The sequence below is a fragment of the Streptomyces sp. NPDC054757 genome (assembly GCF_053612185.1).
The window spans coordinates 124,635-141,618 of sequence record NZ_JBSHBW010000002.1; the positions used below are offsets into that span (position 1 = coordinate 124,635).

The 16,984-nt window shown below is 70.3% G+C and carries 14 protein-coding genes and 2 tRNA genes; 9 read left to right on the plus strand and 7 right to left on the minus strand.

Annotated features, from left to right (window positions below; translation table 11 throughout):
- Nucleotides 1–122: 122 nt before the first annotated feature.
- Both ACWGKJ_RS03305 and ACWGKJ_RS03310 read right to left on the minus strand, forming a co-directional pair.
- Nucleotides 123–629 carry an NUDIX hydrolase gene (locus ACWGKJ_RS03305; RefSeq protein ID WP_385028827.1) on the minus strand — a complete coding sequence of 169 codons (507 nt, stop codon included), beginning with the start codon at nt 627–629 and terminating at the stop codon, nt 123–125.
- A gap of 41 nt (nt 630–670) precedes the next feature.
- Nucleotides 671–2,197 carry a zinc-dependent metalloprotease gene (locus tag ACWGKJ_RS03310; RefSeq protein WP_385028765.1) on the minus strand — a complete coding sequence of 509 codons (1,527 nt, stop codon included), beginning with the start codon at nt 2,195–2,197 and terminating at the stop codon, nt 671–673.
- A gap of 241 nt (nt 2,198–2,438) precedes the next feature.
- Here ACWGKJ_RS03310 and ACWGKJ_RS03315 point away from each other — a divergent pair, with 241 nt between their 5' ends.
- The 4 genes from ACWGKJ_RS03315 to ACWGKJ_RS03330 all read left to right on the plus strand — a co-directional run bounded on the left by ACWGKJ_RS03315 (nt 2,439) and on the right by ACWGKJ_RS03330 (nt 5,666).
- Complete coding sequence (locus ACWGKJ_RS03315; RefSeq protein WP_385028762.1) at nt 2,439–3,551, plus strand: SDR family oxidoreductase; 1,113 nt, start codon at nt 2,439–2,441, stop codon at nt 3,549–3,551.
- Nucleotides 3,552–3,704: 153 nt separating this feature from the next.
- A complete protein-coding gene (locus ACWGKJ_RS03320; protein WP_385028759.1) occupies nt 3,705–4,163 on the plus strand; it encodes a molybdenum cofactor biosynthesis protein MoaE in 459 nt (152 codons plus the stop codon).
- 156 nt (nt 4,164–4,319) lie between these two features.
- Nucleotides 4,320–4,490 carry a hypothetical protein gene (locus ACWGKJ_RS03325; protein ID WP_385028756.1) on the plus strand — a complete coding sequence of 57 codons (171 nt, stop codon included), beginning with the start codon at nt 4,320–4,322 and terminating at the stop codon, nt 4,488–4,490.
- Between the two features lie 81 nt (nt 4,491–4,571).
- Nucleotides 4,572–5,666, plus strand: coding sequence for a YlbL family protein (locus tag ACWGKJ_RS03330; RefSeq protein WP_385028753.1), 1,095 nt, complete (start codon nt 4,572–4,574; stop codon nt 5,664–5,666).
- Nucleotides 5,667–5,768: 102 nt separating this feature from the next.
- Here ACWGKJ_RS03330 and ACWGKJ_RS03335 read toward each other — a convergent pair whose 3' ends face one another.
- A complete protein-coding gene (locus ACWGKJ_RS03335; RefSeq protein ID WP_385028750.1) occupies nt 5,769–6,329 on the minus strand; it encodes a PPA1309 family protein in 561 nt (186 codons plus the stop codon).
- Nucleotides 6,330–6,465: 136 nt separating this feature from the next.
- Here ACWGKJ_RS03335 and ACWGKJ_RS03340 point away from each other — a divergent pair, with 136 nt between their 5' ends.
- From ACWGKJ_RS03340 to ACWGKJ_RS03355, 4 genes are all read left to right on the plus strand, one after another.
- Entirely contained in the window at nt 6,466–9,351 is a 2,886-nt protein-coding gene (locus ACWGKJ_RS03340; protein WP_385028818.1) for a UPF0182 family membrane protein, read from the plus strand.
- 132 nt (nt 9,352–9,483) lie between these two features.
- Nucleotides 9,484–9,557, plus strand: a tRNA-Met gene (locus ACWGKJ_RS03345).
- Nucleotides 9,558–9,774: 217 nt separating this feature from the next.
- Nucleotides 9,775–11,571, plus strand: coding sequence for a tetratricopeptide repeat protein (locus tag ACWGKJ_RS03350; protein ID WP_385028747.1), 1,797 nt, complete (start codon nt 9,775–9,777; stop codon nt 11,569–11,571).
- A 95-nt stretch (nt 11,572–11,666) separates the two neighbouring features.
- Nucleotides 11,667–11,740: transfer RNA gene (locus tag ACWGKJ_RS03355), tRNA-Met, on the plus strand.
- A gap of 86 nt (nt 11,741–11,826) precedes the next feature.
- Here the strand turns inward: ACWGKJ_RS03355 and ACWGKJ_RS03360 are convergent.
- The 4 genes from ACWGKJ_RS03360 to ACWGKJ_RS03375 form a co-directional block, all read right to left on the minus strand.
- Nucleotides 11,827–12,957, minus strand: coding sequence for an ABC transporter substrate-binding protein (locus ACWGKJ_RS03360; RefSeq protein WP_385028925.1), 1,131 nt, complete (start codon nt 12,955–12,957; stop codon nt 11,827–11,829).
- A gap of 76 nt (nt 12,958–13,033) precedes the next feature.
- Nucleotides 13,034–13,897 carry an ABC transporter permease gene (locus ACWGKJ_RS03365; protein WP_385028928.1) on the minus strand — a complete coding sequence of 288 codons (864 nt, stop codon included), beginning with the start codon at nt 13,895–13,897 and terminating at the stop codon, nt 13,034–13,036.
- Nucleotides 13,894–14,724, minus strand: a complete 831-nt coding sequence (locus ACWGKJ_RS03370) for an ABC transporter ATP-binding protein (protein ID WP_385028931.1) — start codon at nt 14,722–14,724, stop codon at nt 13,894–13,896. The genes ACWGKJ_RS03365 and ACWGKJ_RS03370 overlap by 4 nt, the downstream gene beginning before the upstream one ends.
- Nucleotides 14,725–14,890: 166 nt before the next feature.
- Nucleotides 14,891–15,307: a Fur family transcriptional regulator gene (locus ACWGKJ_RS03375; protein WP_385028934.1), complete on the minus strand. Its 417-nt coding sequence runs from the start codon at nt 15,305–15,307 to the stop codon at nt 14,891–14,893.
- A 126-nt stretch (nt 15,308–15,433) separates the two neighbouring features.
- Between ACWGKJ_RS03375 and ACWGKJ_RS03380 the strand changes: the two genes are divergently transcribed.
- Nucleotides 15,434–16,903: a catalase gene (locus tag ACWGKJ_RS03380; protein ID WP_385028937.1), complete on the plus strand. Its 1,470-nt coding sequence runs from the start codon at nt 15,434–15,436 to the stop codon at nt 16,901–16,903.
- The last annotated feature ends 81 nt before the right edge of the window (nt 16,904–16,984 follow it).

Here is a 16,984-nt window from a genome sequence, read left to right on the forward strand (position 1 = left end):
ACGAGGACGAGGCGGCGGCCTCCTGATCAGCTGCGGGAGGCCCGCCGCCTACTCGTACGGAGGCCCGCCGCCTACTCGTACGGGAGCCCGCAGCCGACTCCTGCGGAACGCCGCACCTCACCTCAGCCGGACGGTTGCCCGGCCAGCGCTGTGCGGGCGGCGTCCACCAGGTGCCGGACGGACGCGTCGGCCACGTCTGCCACCTCGTCGTAGGCGAACCACCGCAGATCCAGCGACTCGTCACTGATCAGCTCCACGGCTCCCGGCGGGACCAGAGCCGCGTACTGCACATCGAAGTGCTGGGTGCACGGCCCCGGAATCGGATGCCGGTCAAGCCGCAGCGGGTCGCCGGGCAGCAGCGTCAGCCCCTCGATGCCGGACTCCTCGGTCGCCTCACGCAGGGCGGCACCCGCCACCGTGCTGTCGCCCGGTTCGCAGTGTCCGCCCATCTGGAGCCACATCCGCAGCTTCCTGTGCAGGGTGAGCAGCACCTGACCGCGTTCCGGGGCCAGGACCAGAGCGCTCGCGGTGAGATGCCCGGACCCGCAGGACTTCCACATCCCGTCCGGGTGGGCCGAGAGATGGTCCAGATACCTCTGGCGCAGCTCGCCCTGGCCCTGGTGGCCCATGAGTACGCGGACCGCGTCGTCCCGCAGGGTGCCCTCGTGCGTCACTGGCCGGAGTCGTCCTTCTTGTCATCGTTCTCGTCGTTCTTGCTGTCCGGCCCGTGCTTGCCGTCGGATTCGGCGCTCCCGCCGGGCTCGTCGCCCTCGCCGGTCCGCGCCGGGCCGGCGTCCGTGTCGCCGCCCTTGGTCAGGTCGGCCTTGCCGGTGCCGGTCCTGTCGCCGCCCGCGGCCTCGCCGAGCATCTTGTCCAGCTCGGAGAAGTCCAGGTGCTCGTGGTGGACGAAACCGTCCGGGTCGTCCAGGTCGGAAGCGGTCGGCAGCATGTCCGGGTGCTCCCACAGGCCGTCCCGGCCGTCGACGCCCCGTGCGTCCGTGAGCGAGGCCCACAGCCGGGAAGCGTCCCGCAGCCGGCGCGGACGGAGCTCCAGGCCGATCAGGGTGGCGAAGGTCTGCTCGGCCGGACCGCCCGACGCCCGGCGCCTGCGCAGCGTCTCGCGCAGTGCGTCCGCCGAGGTCAGACGGGTCTTCGCGGCCTCGTGCACCACGGCGTCCACCCAGCCTTCGACCAGCGCGAGCGCCGTCTCCAGACGGGCCAGTGCGGCCTTCTGCTCCGGGGTGTCCTCCGGCTGGAACATGCCCTGCTGGAGGGCTTCCTGCAACTGCTCGGGATGCGAGGGGTCGAGCTGGCCGACGACGTCCTCCAGCTTCGATGTGTCGACCTTGATGCCGCGGGCGTACCCCTCCACCGCGCCGAACAGATGCGAGCGCAGCCACGGCACATGGGCGAAGAGCCGCTGGTGGGCGGCCTCGCGCAGCGCCAGATAGAGCCGCACCTCGTTCTTGTCGATGCCCAGGTCCTTGCCGAAGGCCTCGATGTTCAGCGGGAGCAGCGCCGCCTTGCCGGCCGGGCCGAGCGGCAGGCCGATGTCGCTGGAGCCGACGACCTCGCCCGCCAGGACGCCGACCGCCTGGCCGATCTGCTGGCCGAACATGGCTCCGCCCATGGACCGCATCATGCCGAGCAGCGGGCCCGCCATGGCCTGCATCTCCTCGGGCAGCACCCCGCCCATGGCCGCTCCGACACGCTCCGCGACCGGGTCGACGAGCTCCTTCCACACCGGCAGGGTCGCCTCGACCCACTCGGCGCGGCTCCAGGCGACAGCCGTACCGGCCCCTGAGGGCAGCGAGGTCGCGCCGTCCAGCCACAGATCGGCCAGGCGCACGGCCTCCTCGACCGCCGACCGCTCGGCCGGGCCCACGCTGGTGTCCTTGGTGCCGTCGGACGTGCCCTGGGCGACCGTCTGCCGGGCGATGTCCTTCGCCATGTCCCAGTTGACCGGGCCGCCCTCGTAGCTCAGCATCTGGCCGAGCTGCTGGAACGCGGCGCCCAGGTCGTTCGGGTTCATCGAACCGAACATCGCGGCGAACGGATTGTCGCCGCCGCTGCCGGGGCCGAACCCGAGTGGATTCTGCGGGGAGCTTCCGCCGCCCTGGCTGCCCTTGCTCTTGCCCTCGTCGCCGTCCTCCGGCTCCTCCGGCGGAAGGCCGAATCCGAATGGAGTGTCACTCACGGGTTTCCTCGGCTCGTAGGGCCGTCGGCCGACTGGCCGACAGCGATTGCCCGACAACACCACCCAGGGTAGAGGGTGACCGCCCGGTCAGGCCGGGTCCGACCGGGCGGCTCCGCACAGACACCGGTGCCCGATGAGGGCTCAGTGCTTGGCTGACGCATGGGCTGCGGCAGGATGGACGCCACCTGGTCCGTACGTGTCAGTTCGCGTACGTACTGAAGACAACCTCTGGAGACGCCCGGTGAGTTCCCCAGATCCGCAGGTTCGCGCAGCGCGAAACCTCTCAACCAAGCCCTCCCGAGGACCCGTCGTCGCGGTCACCGGAGCCGCCTCCGGTATCGGTGCCCTGCTGACCCGGCAGCTGGCCGGGTCCGACGAGGTCAAGCAGGTCGTGGCCATGGACGAGCGGCGCGGTGACGTGGCCGATGCGCAGTGGCACATCCTCGACGTGCGCGACCCGGCGATCGCCGAGAAGCTGCGCGGCGCAGACGTCGTGGTGCATCTCGCGCTCGACCTCGATCTGGAGACCGATGCGTCAGCCCGCTCGGCGTACAACGTCCGCGGCACCCAGACGGTCCTGACGGCCGCCGCTGCCGCCGGGGTCCACCGCGTCGTGCTCTGCACATCGGCCATGGTCTACGGGGCGCTGCCGGACAACGACATCCCGCTCTCGGAGGACGCCGAACTGCGGGCGACCGCCGAGGCCACCGGCGTCGGTGACCTCCTGGAGATCGAGCGGCTGGGCCGCCGCGCCCCGCGGGCCCATCCCGGTCTGAACGTCACCGTGGTCAGGCCGACGGTCCTGGTGGGCGGCACGGACACCGCGCTGACCCGCTACTTCGAGTCCCCGCGCCTGCTGGTGGTCGCCGGCACCCGCCCCACCTGGCAGTTCTGCCATGTGGACGACCTGGTCAGCGCACTGGAGTACGCCGCGCTCGAAAAGGTCGACGGAGAGTTCGCGGTCGGCTGCGACGGCTGGCTCGAACAGGACCAGGTCGAGGAGCTCAGCGGAATCCGGCGGATGGAACTGCCGTCCGCTGTGGCGCTCGGCGCCGCGGCCCGGCTGCACCGGATCGGCCTCACCCCGTCGCCCGCCGGGGACCTGGCGTACACGATGCACCCCTGGGTGGTCAGTGTCGGCAGACTGCACGACGCGGGCTGGCGGCCCCGATGGACCAACGAGGACGTGCTCGCCGAACTTCTCGAAGAGGTCGCGGGACGGCACACCGTCGCGGGCCGCAGGCTCGGCCGCAAGGACGCCACAGCCGCGGGTGCGGCCGGTGCGACGGTCGCGCTGCTCGGTACGGCGGCGCTGGTGCGCCGGGCACGCCGGGCGCGGCGCGGGCGTATCTGAGCTCTGCCCGTCAGGTCACGAGCTGCCTGTTCACCGCGCGCCCGTGCCCGGACCCACCCGCGGGCGCCCTGTAGGACGCTCCAAGGGGGTTGTGCCGGTACCGGTCGAAAGCGCCATTCCGCGCCGTCGTTCCCGTACGGCACCATGGACCTCATGGCATTCACCGACGACCACCCCGGCGAACACGCGGCCCAGGACCCCATCCGGCTGCTGGAGGTCCGTGACACCCCGCTCAGTATCGACGAGGTGTTCAAGGCCGTGGGCGACGAGGCGGCCGGCGGCACGGCGCTCTTCATCGGTACGGTGCGCAACCACGACGGCGGCACCGATGTCGACGCGCTCGGCTACTCCTGCCATCCCTCCGCCGAGGACGAGATGCGCCGGGTCGCCGAGCGGGTCGCCGAGAAGTTCCCGGTGCGCGCCCTGGCCGCGGTCCACCGGGTGGGCGATCTCGCGGTGGGCGATCTCGCGGTGGTGGCCGCCGTCTCGTGCGCGCACCGCAACGAGGCGTTCGAGGCCTGCCGGATGCTCATCGACGATCTGAAGCACGACGTGCCGATCTGGAAGCACCAGACCTTCTCGAACGGCACGGAGGAGTGGGTCGGCATCTGACGCCGTCCCGGACCGGAACGCCCCCCCTCGCGGGGGACCCTGTCCGCCATGTGCTCGATTTGCGTAACCGCCCCCCTGCCGTGAGCGTTGGAGCAGCGGAAGACTAATCTGCTGATCAGTCGGTTCGCGACTGTTCACGGGGGTCCGGAGGTCGGTATGGGTGCGCTTGCCTGGTTGCTGATTCCGCTCATCGCCGCGGTCGGCGCCGCCCTGTGGGGCCGGTGGGCCGCGCGGCAGCGCAAGGCCGCCGACGGCGCCGAACTCGCCGGCTACGCCCGGTTCCGTAAGGCCATGGAGAAGGCCGACGCCGGCTCCGACGCGCTCTGACCCCGCGAGCGCCGGTGCCGCCCGCACCTGGAGCCCCGGCCCCGAGCGGTGCGCCACAGGACGGTCCCGTACTGTCGTTCCATGCCACGCCGCACCTTGACGCTGCTCACGTCCACCCTCGTGCTGATCGCGCTGCTGTGCGGCGGAGTGTTCCTCACCGTCCCGTACGCGGAGATGAGCCCCGGGCCGACCGTGAACACGCTCGGCAAGGCGGGCGGCGAACCGGTCCTGCAGATCTCCGGCCACAAGACGTATCCGACGAGCGGGCACCTCAACATGGTGACGGTCCGGGTCACCCGGTCCGACTACCGGATGAACCTGGTCGAGGCGGTGTACGGCTGGCTCGCGCACGACACCGTGGTCGTCCCCCACGACACCCTGTACCCGGACGGCACGACCGAGCAGCAGTCGACCCAGCAGAATGCCGAGGAGTTCAGCGAGTCCCAGGAGAGCGCCAAGGTCGCGGCCCTGGACGAGCTGGGTATCCCGGTGAAGTCGCGGACCGTGGTCTCCACTGTCGTCAAGGGCAGCCCCGCGCAGGGAAAGCTGCACGCGGGCGATGTGATCAAGGACGTGGACGGCAAGGCCGTCACCCAGCCCGGTGACGTGGCGAAGCTGGTCACCCAGCACAAGCCGGGCCAGTCGGTCGTCTTCACGGTCGTACCGGCGGCGAACGCAGCGGCAGCGGAGAAGAAGCACACCGAGCCGAAGGGCACGAAGAACGTGTCCCTCGTCACCGCCAAGGCGCCCGCCCCGGACCCGGGCCGGGCCATCGTGGGCATCACGGCCGGTGCCGACCACACCTTCCCGTTCCACATCGACATCAAGCTCGCCGATGTGGGCGGTCCCAGTGCCGGGCTGATGTTCTCCCTCGGCCTCGTCGACAAACTGACACCGGGCGATCTGACGGGCGGAAAGTTCGTCGCGGGCACCGGCACGATCGACGACAAGGGTGTGGTCGGGCCCATCGGTGGTATCGAGATGAAGCTCGTCGCCGCACGCAAGGCCGGCGCCCAGTACTTCCTGACACCCAGCGACAACTGCGCCGCGGCCGCCGCCGACACCCCCGCGGGCCTCACCCTGGTGAAGGTGAAGGCGATGAAGGACGCGAAGCAGGCGATGGACAAGATCCGGACCGGGAAGACGGCCGGGCTGCCCAGCTGCTCCGCCAAGTAGCCACACGGCCGCAGAGGCGGGTGGCCGCCAGGCGGAGCGGCTGGGACCGGACCCGGTGAGTCAGGCCCGGAAGATCAGACCTGGAAGGTCAAGCCTCCGAGCTCAGGCCTCGAACGTCACCGAGAGCGCGTCGGCGAGCCCGGGGACCAGCTCCGAGCCCGTCAGCACCTCGTTCGGTGAGTCCTTCGCGCGCAGCCGCAGCGCGGACTCACGGGTGCCGTCCCGCAGCACCGCTACCGTCATCCGCACCTCCTGCCGGTCCGGGTGCTCGGCCACCCAGGCCGTCAGCTGCGCCTCGTCCATGCCGTCCGGCACGGACGCCTCGGCCGACGGCGGCAGCATCAGCCGCTCCACCGTCATCGCGCAGCCGGCCACCGCGTCGGGCCAGGCGATGGTGGCGAGGAACTCGTCGAGCGGCGTGGTGTCCGGGATCTCGTCCTGTTCGACGGGGGTCAGCGAAGCGGCGGGCTCGCCTTCGTCGAGACCGAGCTGGGCGGCGAGGCCGGGCTCCTGGGTACGGAGCTTCGCGGTGTCCACGAGTGCGAAGAGCCGGGCGGGCTGGTCCCAGCCGAGACCGGACGCGTACTCGTCGATTTCGAGCACCGCCACGGTGAGCGGACTGGTGGCCATCGGAGGGCCTGAGGGCGAAGAAAGGTTGGGCATGGGCAATATCCTGCCCTCTTCCACCCCGGGAACGGGAACTGGGTAAAGCCTCAGTAAGTTGCATGAGTGGGCCCTACGATCGCGGGGCCTGCTCCACACGACCGCAGACTTCGAGGTGCGCACGTTGGCTTTCCAGATGCCGGACCGCGGCGGAGGCCCGACCGGGCCACGGATCAGAGTGGGACGGCCGTCCCGCCGCGCCCGGACCCTGCTCATGACACTGGGCGTGCTGGTCGTTCTGGCCATGGCGTTCATCATGTTCGCCGGGTTCTGGACCGACTGGCTCTGGTACCGCTCCGTCCACTACTCGTCCGTCTTCACGACCACGCTGTGGACGAAGATCGGGCTCTTCCTCGTCTTCGGCGTGCTGATGGGGGCCGCCGTCGGCCTGAACATCTGGCTGGCGCACCGGCTGCGGCCGCCGCTGAGCGCGATGTCGCTGGAGCAGCAGAATCTCGACCGCTACCGGATGGGCATCGCCCCGTACAAGAAGTGGCTGCTGCTCGGGGTCACCGCGGTCGTCGGGCTGATCGCGGGTGCCTCCGCGTCCGGGCAGTGGCGTACCTGGCTGATGTTCGTCGACGGTGTGCCGTTCGGACAGAAGGACCCCCAGTTCAAGCTGGACGTGTCCTTCTACGCCTTCGATCTGCCCTGGTACCGCTTCCTGCTGGGCTTCGGCTTCGCCGCCGCGGTGCTCTCGCTGATCGCCGCCGCCCTGGTGCACTACCTGTACGGAGGGCTGCGCGTCACGAGCCCCGGTGCGCGCGCGACATCGGCGGCAACCGGTCATCTGTCGGTGCTGCTCGGTATCTTCGTGGCGTTCAAGGCCGTGGCGTACTGGCTCGACCGGTACGGACTCGCGGTCAAGTCCAGTGACTTCAAGGCCACGGGCAACTGGACGGGCCTGCGGTATGTGGACGCCAACGCCTATCTCCCCGCGAAAACGATCCTCTTCTGTATCGCGGTCATCTGCGCCCTGCTGTTCTTCGCGACGCTCTGGCGCCGCACCTGGCAGCTGCCGGTGATCGGCTTCGGTCTGATGGTGCTCTCGGCGATCCTGATCGGCGGGCTCTACCCGGCGATCGTGCAGAAGTTCACCGTCGAGCCGAACGAGCAGGCCAAGGAAGCTCCGTACATCCAGAAGAACATCAACGCCACGCGCCAGGCGTACAACATCGCGGGCACGGACGTCGACGACTACTCGGGCAAGAGCAGCACCAAGAACACGGCCAAGCAGCGTGACGACGCGAACTCGGCGGCCAGCTACCGGCTGAACGACCCGAACATCGTCTCGCCGACCTTCCAGCAGGTGGAGCAGAAGCGGAAGTACTACGGCTTCCCCGCGACGCTGGACGTGGACCGCTACAACGGCCAGGACACGGTGATCGGGCTGCGCGAGCTGAACATCGCGGGCATCCCGAAGCCCAACTGGATCAACAACCACTTCACCTACACCCACGGCTTCGGCGCCATCGCGGCCAAGGGCACGGCCACGGACAGCAACGGGGCCCCGGTCTTCACCGAGTCCGGCCTGCCGACCACGGGCAGCCTCCCGAAGCTCTCCACGGCCAGGCAGCGGATCTACTACGGCGAGAAGACCACCCAGTACTCGATCGTCGGGGGCCCGCAGAAGGAGCTCGACTACGAGAACAACGGGGAGAAGACCACCAGTTACAAGGGCAAGAGCGGGGTGGACATCTCCAGCCCGCTGAACCGCGCCGCGTACGCGATGGCCTTCAACGAGCCGCAGATCCTCTACTCGGGAGCGATCGGCAAGGGCTCGAAGATCCTCTACAACCGCACGCCGAAGCAGCGCGTCGAGGCGGTCGCCCCCTGGCTGACCATCGACGGCGACTCCTACCCGGCGGTGGTGGACGGGAAGATCCAGTGGGTCGTCGACGCGTACACCACGAGCAACGGATATCCGTACGCCTCGCGCACGACGCTCGGTGACAGCACGGCCGACTCGCTGACCGACAACCAGCGGTCGGTGGTCGCCCAGCAGAACCGGGTCAACTACATCCGCAACTCGGTGAAGGCCACGGTGGACGCCTACACCGGCGAGGTGAAGCTGTACCAGTGGGACACCAAGGACCCGGTCCTCAAGACCTGGATGAAGGCGTTCCCCCACACGGTCAAGCCGAAGGCGGACATCCCGGCCGACCTGCAGGCGCATCTGCGCTATCCGCAGGACATGTTCAAGGTGCAGCGCGAGATGCTGGCGCTCTACCACGTCAAGGACCCCAAGCAGTTCTACAGCGGCAGTGACGCCTGGCAGGTGCCCAACGACCCGACCACCAGGGACAACAGAGCGGTACCGCCGTACTACCTGTCGCTGAAGATGCCGGGCCAGAAGGACGACAAGCAGCGGTTCTCGCTCACCACGACGTTCACTCCGAGCGGGCGGCCCAATCTGGGCGGCTTCATGGCGGTGGACGCGGACGCGGCGAGTCCGGACTACGGCACGATCAGACTCCTCAGAGTCACATCGGAAGTGCCGGGCCCCGAACAGGTGCAGAACAAGCTCAACGGCTCGTCGGAAGTAGGCACCTTCGTCCGGGACATGAAGGGCGCCGACTCGGACATCGAGTACGGGAACCTGCTCACGGTGCCGCTGGACGGCGGGTTCCTCTACGTCGAGCCGGTGTACGCCCAGGGCAACAACGCGCACTATCCGCTGCTGAAGAAGGTGGCCGTCTCGTTCGCGGACGCCGACTCACCGGACGGGGACACCACCGCGTTCGCGAACAGTCTGGGCGACGCGCTGAACCAGGTGTTCGGGGCGGACGGGCAGGAGACCAATCCGCCGTCGACCGGGGACACCACGAGACCGCCGGCCAACGGCACGGTGAAGAAGGCCATCGCCGACGCCCAGAAGGCGTACGAGGACAGCGAGGCGGCGCTGGCCGGGAAGAACCCGGACTGGACCGCCTACGGCAAGGCGCAGAAGGACCTGCAGAACGCCCTTCAGCGGGCGGCCGACGCCGGGGCCAAGGTCAAGCCGAGCGGCAAGACCGGCTGACCGGCCGACCGGCCGACCGGCAGCGGGGCAGGGCCTGATCAGGAGGTAAAAGCCCTGATCAGGCCCGGTCGGTGGCCGGACAGGGGGCGGTCGGGCGCCCCTCCGTGCCGTGGTACGGTTGACTCACAACGGCGCGGGGTGGAGCAGCTCGGTAGCTCGCTGGGCTCATAACCCAGAGGTCGCAGGTTCAAATCCTGTCCCCGCTACTGAAGTCGAAGGCCCGGATCTCGGAAGAGATCCGGGCCTTCTGCGTGTGTCCGCCCCTTTGCCCGTCCGTGCGACTCCTGTGAAGAAGGCCCCGCCTACGGGAAGTTGGGACTCGTTCATGTTTCACTTACCGCGTTGCGGGAAGTCGACAAAACGCTGAAGTGACCTAGTCGGCAGCGATATACCAGGTGTGCGCGAGTTGCACGTAGTGGGACGATGGTGCTTATGGGGGACAGGGCAACTCTGTTGGAGACAGGGCGGTTTGTGCAGAAGCACGCCGATGACGGCCACGACGCCGTCGACGCGCAGGAGACGGCCGACGTCGAGACCGAGGCTCGGCACCGGAGCGGTGCCGAGAGCGGTGAAGCCGCGTCGATGAGCGTCCTGGGCGCACTGCTGCTGCGCCGCGGGGACCTCGACGGCGCGGAGCGGTGGCTGCGCGCCGCCACCGCGGAGGGGGACCGGGCCGCCGCCAACAACCTGGGCGTACTGCTGCACCAGCGGGGCTACGCGGACGAGGCGGCCGGCTGGTGGCGTATCGCCGCCGTCGCGGGCTCCGCTGCCGCGGCCCACGCACTGGGCAGGCACCACAGAGAGCGCGGGGACGAGCCCGCAGCCGAGTACTGGCTGCGCCAGTCCGCCGAGTCGGGCCACGCGCTGGGGGCGTACGCCCTCGCCGACCTCCTTGAGCACCGCGGCGACATCGGCGCGGAGCGCTGGCTGCGCGCCGCCGCGGAGCAGGGACACCGGGAGGCCGCCTACCGGCTGGCGCGCGCCCTGGACCGCGCGGCCGAGGGGAAGGACCCGGCGGCCGAGGCCGAGCGGTGGTACCGGCAGGCCGCCGCGCGCGGCCACCGGCGCGCCGCGCTGCACCTCGGCGTGATCCTGGAGAAGCGCGGCGACCTCAAGGAGGCCGGCCGCTGGTATCTGACGTCCGCCAAGGACGGCGAGGCCCGCGCGGCCTGCGCACTCGGCTTTCTGCTGCGTGACGCGGGCGACGAGGAGAGCGCCGCCGTCTGGTGGCTGCGCGCGGCCCAGGACGGCGACGGGAACGCCGCCAACGCCCTGGGGGCCCTGCACGCCGCCCGGGGCGAGAAGCAGACCGCCGAGCGCTGGTACCGGGCCGCCATGGACGCGGGCGACGTCAACGGCGCGTACAACCTGGCCCTGCTCTGCGCCGCCCAGAAGCGGACGGCGCAGGCCGAGCAGTGGTACCGCCGCGCCGCCTACGCCGGGCACCGCGAGGCGGCCAACGCGCTCGCCGTGCTGCTCCTGCAGAACGGCGACCCGGCCGGCGCCGAGCCGTGGTTCTCCAAGGCCGCCGAGGCGGGCAGCGTGGACGCCGCCTTCAACCTGGGCATCCTGCACGCGGGCCGGGACGACGACCGGGGCGCCCTCGTCTGGTACGAGCGGGCCGCCGCGGCGGGCCACACCGAGGCGGCGCTCCAGGTCGGCATAGCGCTGCTCAGGGACGGCGAGGAGCACACCGCGGAGCGTCACCTGCGCTGCGCGGCGGGCGGCGGCAGCACCGAGGCCGCCTTCCGGCTCGGTGCGCTGCTCGACGCCAGGATGCCGCCGCCGGGGCCGCCGGTCCTGGGCGAGCCCGTCACCGACAAGAGCGAGTGCGAGGAGTGGTACGAGCGCGCCGCCGAGCAGGGGCACCGCCGCGCCCAGGTCCGGGTCGGCATGCTCGCCGCCTCCCGCAACGACGTCGAGGCCGCGGCCGGCTGGTACCGCGAGGCCGCCGAGGCGGGCAGCCGTAACGGCGCCTTCAACCTCGGGCTGCTGCTGGCCCGCGAGGGCAACGAGCGCGAGGCGGGTCTCTGGTGGGCCAGGGCGGCCAACGCCGGACACGGCCGGGCCGCGCTGCGCCTCGCGCTGCTCGCCATCCGCCGTGGTGAGCTGGGCGAAGGGCAGAAGTGGTGCAACCGCGCCGTGGAGCTCGGGCCCGCCGAGGTCGCCGAGCGGGCGGCACGGCTCAGCGAGGCGCTGCGCCAGGAGCTCACCGCGTGAGGGCGAGACGGTGCGGCGCCGCGATCGCCCGACCGCCCCCGCGGGAACAGATTTGCACTGGTCGGCGGCCCCACGTACAGTTGCGAACACAACGGCGCGGGGTGGAGCAGCTCGGTAGCTCGCTGGGCTCATAACCCAGAGGTCGCAGGTTCAAATCCTGTCCCCGCTACTGAAGACCGAAGGCCCGGACTCGGAAGAGTCCGGGCCTTCGGCATGATCCGGAAAAGTCCGGGGCTTCGGTGTGATCCCGGTCCCTCAGGACCGGTGGCCCACCGCCTCCGCGTACAGCGAGCGGTCCACCACCTTGTCCTCCGGCAGCGGGTCGCCCTGCGCGACCCCGGCGTCCCGGTACGCCTTCTGCAGCCGGTCCGTCGTGCCCTTGCGGATCTCCCAGTCCATCCGGAGCGAGGGCGTCGAGGTCAGGACCGACTCGTCGGTCTTCAGCAGCCTGGCCAGCGAGGCCGTGAAGCCCTTGTCGGCCTTGTAGTCGCCGGAGAAGTAGGTGTTCACGGTCCGGATATAGGCGCGCAGGAAGGCGACACCCGCGTCCGGGTCCCTGGCCAGCAGATTCGGGCCGAAGAGCAGCCCGCCGAGCGGTTCGCCCAGTGGCTGGCCGCCCAGGAAGGTGTACTTCGCGTTCCCGTCGACCTTGCGCCAGACCGGGTCGAGCAGCCAGGCCGAGTCGACGCCGCCGTTCTGCAGCGCCGTCAGGACGTCCGCCGAGCCGAGCTGCTGGAAGCCGATCGAGCCGAGGCCGCCGCCGTGCTTCTGGAGGGCCTTCTCCATCGCGTAGGTGACGACCGACCCCTTGCCGATCATGGTGCCCATCTTCCGGCCCTTCATGGTCACCGACGAAGGGCTCTCCCCGTCCTTGAGCCGGGCCCACAGCCCGCTCTTGGAGGCCGGGTCGGGGGAGAAGTTCCCGGCGACCCACTTGATGTCGAAGCCGCCCCTGATGCCGTTCATCACGGCTGCCTCGGGCGCCGCCCACTGGGCGTCGATGTCCCCCTTGGCGAGCAGGGGCAGCGCGTCGGGTGTCGGCAGCACCTTCAGCTGGACGTCCAGTCCCTCCTTCCTGAACTCGCCCTTCTCGACCGCCACTTCGAGCGGGGCCACATACTCGGCCGCCAGCGTGCCGGTCGCGAGGACCAGCTTGCGCTTCTTGGCCAGCGGCCGGGGTGCGGGGGCGCCCTTCGCGCAGCGGGCCGGCGCCCGGCCCGGTGCGAGGTCGGCCGGGTCGGTCCACCCCTTGGCGCAGCCCGCTACGGCCCGCACCGGACGGGGCTTCCTCACGGGCGCCGGGCCGTCGTCGTGTTTCGCGCAGCCGGCAGACACGAGCAGGGAACCGGCGACGAGCAGGGTCGTGCAGAGCGTGCTGATACGCATGGAGCCTCCGTACGAGAGGACATCGGGGCTTCGGGGACCGGGGTTCCCGGAAACAGGGCTTCGGGGACGGCCCGGTTCAGGACTGGCTGCGGCCCCGGTCGCGCGGGGCCCACGGGGTGAGCAACCGCCCGGCGATCCGCACCAGTTCGGAGAAGAGGACCCCGAGCACGGCCACACAGACGATCCCGACGAACATCACGTCGTTCTGGAAGAGCGCGCGGGAGTCGAAGATCAGATGTCCCAGGCCGTCGTCGGCGGCGATCTGCTCCGATGCGACGATGACCAGCACCGCAACCCCGGCCGCGATCCGGGCCCCGACGAGCACCGCGGGCAGTGAGGCGGGCAGCAGGACGTGCCGGAACATCTGCCAGGGCGACGCACCGAAGACCTGCCCCGCGTCGCGGTGTCCGGCCGGGACGGCGAGCACCGCCGCCATCGTGGAGATCCAGACGAAGAAGAAGACCGTGGCGGCGACCAGCGCGATCTGCGGGCCTTCGCCGAGCCCGAACATATTGAGGAAGACCGGCAGCAGGGCGAGCTTCGGGACCACGTACAGTGCGTCGAGCAGCGGTTCCAGGGCGGCCCTCACCAGGGCGAGCGACCCCATCAGCAGGCCGAGTACGTACCCCGAGACCGTGCCGATCGCATAGCCGCCGAGCACCCGCCTGAGCGTGGCCCACACATCGGGCCAGAGCGCGCCGCGGGCCGCACGGTCCCAGCCGTCCGAGAGGATCGTGGAGGGTGCGGGATAGACCCGGTCGTCGAGCCAGGACCGGTCGGCCGCCAGCTGCCAGAGCAGCACCAGGACGACGGGTACGGCGACGGCGAGGGCCAGCTCCAGGGTGCGGCGCCTGCGGTGGGTGCGTACGGGATGCAGCTCCTGCGGGCCCGGCCGTCTGACCAGCAGTCCGTCCTTCGGTGCCTTGACCGCGGTGCTCATGCGGGGACCGCCTCTCCGCGTACCTCGCCGCGCAGCAGCTCCCACAGCTCGGCCTTGAGCGCGGTGAACTCGGGCGCCGACCGCATGTCGCCGGTCCGTGGCCGGGGGAACGGCGGCCGGCGCTCGGCGATGATCCGGCCGGGGCGCGCCGACATCACCAGGACGCGGTCGCCCAGGACGATCGCCTCTTCGAGGCTGTGGGTGATGAAGAGGGCCGTGGTGCGGGTGGTCTGGGTGAGTTCGAGCAGTTCGTCCTGGAGGATGGTGCGCAGCTGTGCGTCCAGGGCCGCGAACGGCTCGTCCATCAGCAGGATCTCGGGTTCCACGGCGAGAGCGCGGGCGATGGCGACGCGCTGGCGCATGCCGCCGGAGAGGGCCGCCGGGTAGGCGTCGGCGAAGTCGGCGAGTCCGATGCGCGCCAGCCAGTCGCGGGCGCGGCGGTCGGCCTCGCTGCGCGGGACGCGCTGGATGTCGAGGCCGAAGCGGACGTTGGCCAGGACGTTCTTCCAGTCGTAGATGCCGTAGTCCTGGAAGATCATCGCGGCCGGGCGGGCAGTCGCGGTACGGATGGCCAGCTCGCCGGTGCTGGGGCGCAGCAGTCCGGCCGCGATCCGCAGCAGGGTGGACTTGCCGCAGCCCGAGGGGCCGACGATGCAGGTGAACTCGCCGGGGGCGATGTCCAGATCCACCGGACCGAGTGCGTCCAGGGCGGTACGGCCGCGGCCGAAGGCACGGGTGAGGGACCGGGCGCGGAGCTTGGGGGAGTGGGCGGGGGGTGGTGCGGGGGGCGCTTCGGCGGTGAGTGGGGGCGGGTGCGGGTCTCCCACGGTGTCTCCTTGCGGAGGGGCGGACGGGTGGTAGCCGCAGAGGATATGACGGGTCGTCAGATACTGGAAGAGGCGTGCGCGCGACGGAGCCCCCGGGGTGTACGTGACGGAGCCCCGGGGCATACGCCCCGGGGCTCCGGTGGAAGTGCTGGTGTGCCGGTGCGGGTCAGGCTGACGCGCAGGCCGGGCAGATGCCCCGGTAGGTCACCTCTACGTCGGAGATCGTGAAGCCGAAGCGCTCCGTGTCCGGCAGGTCGCGCAGCGGGTTGCCTGCGGGGTGGACGTCGCGGATGGAGCCGCACTGGCCGCAGACCAGGTGCTGGTGGGGCCGGTGCGCGTTCGGGTCGTACCGCTTGGCGCGGCGGTCCGTGGAGACCTCGATCACCTCACCGAGCACGACCATCTCGCCCAGCGTGTTGTAGACCGTCGCGCGGGAGATCTCCGGGAGCCGGGACACGGCGCGGGCATGCACCTCGTCGGCGGTCAGATGAACGTGGTCCCCGTCGAGGACCTCGGCCACGACGCGACGCTGTGCGGTCATCCGCCAGCCGCGGTCGCGCAGGCGTTCCAACAGGTCACTCATAAGGTCCAGCCTAACAGGAGGAGGGTCGAGTCCCGAACGGGTGTGACTTTGGACTGTCGCTTGACTTAGACAAAGTCCATCGTAGGATCGGAAAAGGCACCCGCCAAGGGACAGGACAGAGCAGGAATGACGCAGGAGGCGCTCGTGACACAGGGACCACTCACCACGGAGACCGGGGCGCCGGTGGGCGACAACCAGAACAGTGAGACCGCGGGCGCCGGCGGTCCTGTCCTGGTCCAGGACCAGCTGCTCCTCGAGAAGCTCGCGCACTTCAACCGTGAGCGCATCCCGGAGCGCATCGTGCACGCCCGCGGCGCCGGTGCGTACGGCACCTTCACGCTGACCCGCGACGTCTCGCAGTGGACGCGTGCGAAGTTCCTCTCCGAGGTCGGCAAGCAGACCGAGACCTTTCTGCGCTTCTCCACCGTCGCGGGCAACCTCGGCTCGGCGGACGCGGTGCGCGACCCCCGCGGCTTCGCGCTGAAGTTCTACACGGAGGAGGGGAACTACGACCTCGTCGGGAACAACACGCCCGTCTTCTTCATCAAGGACGCCATCAAGTTCCCCGACTTCATCCACACCCAGAAGCGCGACCCGTACACTGGCTCGCAGGAGGCCGACAACGTCTGGGACTTCTGGGGCCTCAGCCCCGAGTCGACCCACCAGGTGACCTGGCTCTTCGGTGACCGGGGGATCCCGGCGTCCTTCCGCCACATGAACGGGTACGGCTCGCACACGTACCAGTGGAACAACGCCGAAGGCGAGGTCTTCTGGGTCAAGTACCACTTCAAGACCGACCAGGGGATCAAGAACCTCACCACCGAGGAGGCCGTCCGCCTCTCGGGTGTGGACCCGGACAGCCACCAGCGCGATCTGCGTGAGTCCATCGAGAAGGGCGACTTCCCGTCCTGGACCGTACAGATCCAGGTCATGCCGGCGGCCGACGCGGCGAACTACCGCTTCAACCCGTTCGACCTGACCAAGGTCTGGCCGCACGAGGACTACCCGCCGGTCGAGATCGGGAAGCTGGAGCTCAACCGCAACCCGGAGAACATCTTCGCCGAGGTCGAGCAGTCCACCTTCTCGCCGGCCAACTTCGTTCCCGGCATCGGTCCTTCACCGGACAAGATGCTCCAGGGCCGTCTCTTCGCGTACGGCGACGCGCACCGCTACCGCGTCGGCATCAACGCCGACCACCTGCCGGTCAACCGCCCGCACGCCGTGGAGGCGCGCACCAACTACCGGGACGGCGTGCTGTACGACGGCCGTCACAAGGGCGCCAAGAACTACGAGCCGAACAGCTTCGGCGGCCCCTTCCAGACGGACCGGCCGCTCTGGAACTCCACGCAGGTCAGCGGCGCCACGGGCAACCACCCGGCGCCCAGCCACGCCGAGGACGGCGACTTCGTGCAGCCCGGGAACCTCTACCGGCAGATGACCGAGGACGAGAAGAGCAGGCTCATCGACAACCTGGCCGGCTTCATCTCGGAGGTCTCGCGCGACGACATCGCCGAGCGCGCGGTGGACAACTTCCGCCGGGCCGACGGTGACTTCGGCAAGCGGCTGGAAGCCGCGGTCCGGGCCCTGCGCGCCTGAACCACCCGGGGCCGCACGGCAAGCCCCCATGAGCAGGGCCGGATCCCCGCGGGGGTCCGGCCCTGCGGGCTGTCCGCCCGG

Coding starts and splice junctions, on each gene's coding strand:
- ACWGKJ_RS03305 (WP_385028827.1), bottom strand. CDS start 629: ATGGGCCACCAGGGCCAGGGCGAGCTGCGCCAGAGGTATCTGGACCAT.
- ACWGKJ_RS03320 (WP_385028759.1), top strand. CDS start 3,705: ATGGCATTCACCGACGACCACCCCGGCGAACACGCGGCCCAGGACCCC.
- ACWGKJ_RS03325 (WP_385028756.1), top strand. CDS start 4,320: ATGGGTGCGCTTGCCTGGTTGCTGATTCCGCTCATCGCCGCGGTCGGC.
- ACWGKJ_RS03330 (WP_385028753.1), top strand. CDS start 4,572: ATGCCACGCCGCACCTTGACGCTGCTCACGTCCACCCTCGTGCTGATC.
- ACWGKJ_RS03335 (WP_385028750.1), bottom strand. CDS start 6,329: ATGCCCAACCTTTCTTCGCCCTCAGGCCCTCCGATGGCCACCAGTCCG.
- ACWGKJ_RS03340 (WP_385028818.1), top strand. CDS start 6,466: ATGCCGGACCGCGGCGGAGGCCCGACCGGGCCACGGATCAGAGTGGGA.
- ACWGKJ_RS03350 (WP_385028747.1), top strand. CDS start 9,775: ATGGTGCTTATGGGGGACAGGGCAACTCTGTTGGAGACAGGGCGGTTT.
- ACWGKJ_RS03360 (WP_385028925.1), bottom strand. CDS start 12,957: ATGCGTATCAGCACGCTCTGCACGACCCTGCTCGTCGCCGGTTCCCTG.
- ACWGKJ_RS03365 (WP_385028928.1), bottom strand. CDS start 13,897: ATGAGCACCGCGGTCAAGGCACCGAAGGACGGACTGCTGGTCAGACGG.
- ACWGKJ_RS03375 (WP_385028934.1), bottom strand. CDS start 15,307: ATGAGTGACCTGTTGGAACGCCTGCGCGACCGCGGCTGGCGGATGACC.
- ACWGKJ_RS03380 (WP_385028937.1), top strand. CDS start 15,434: ATGACGCAGGAGGCGCTCGTGACACAGGGACCACTCACCACGGAGACC.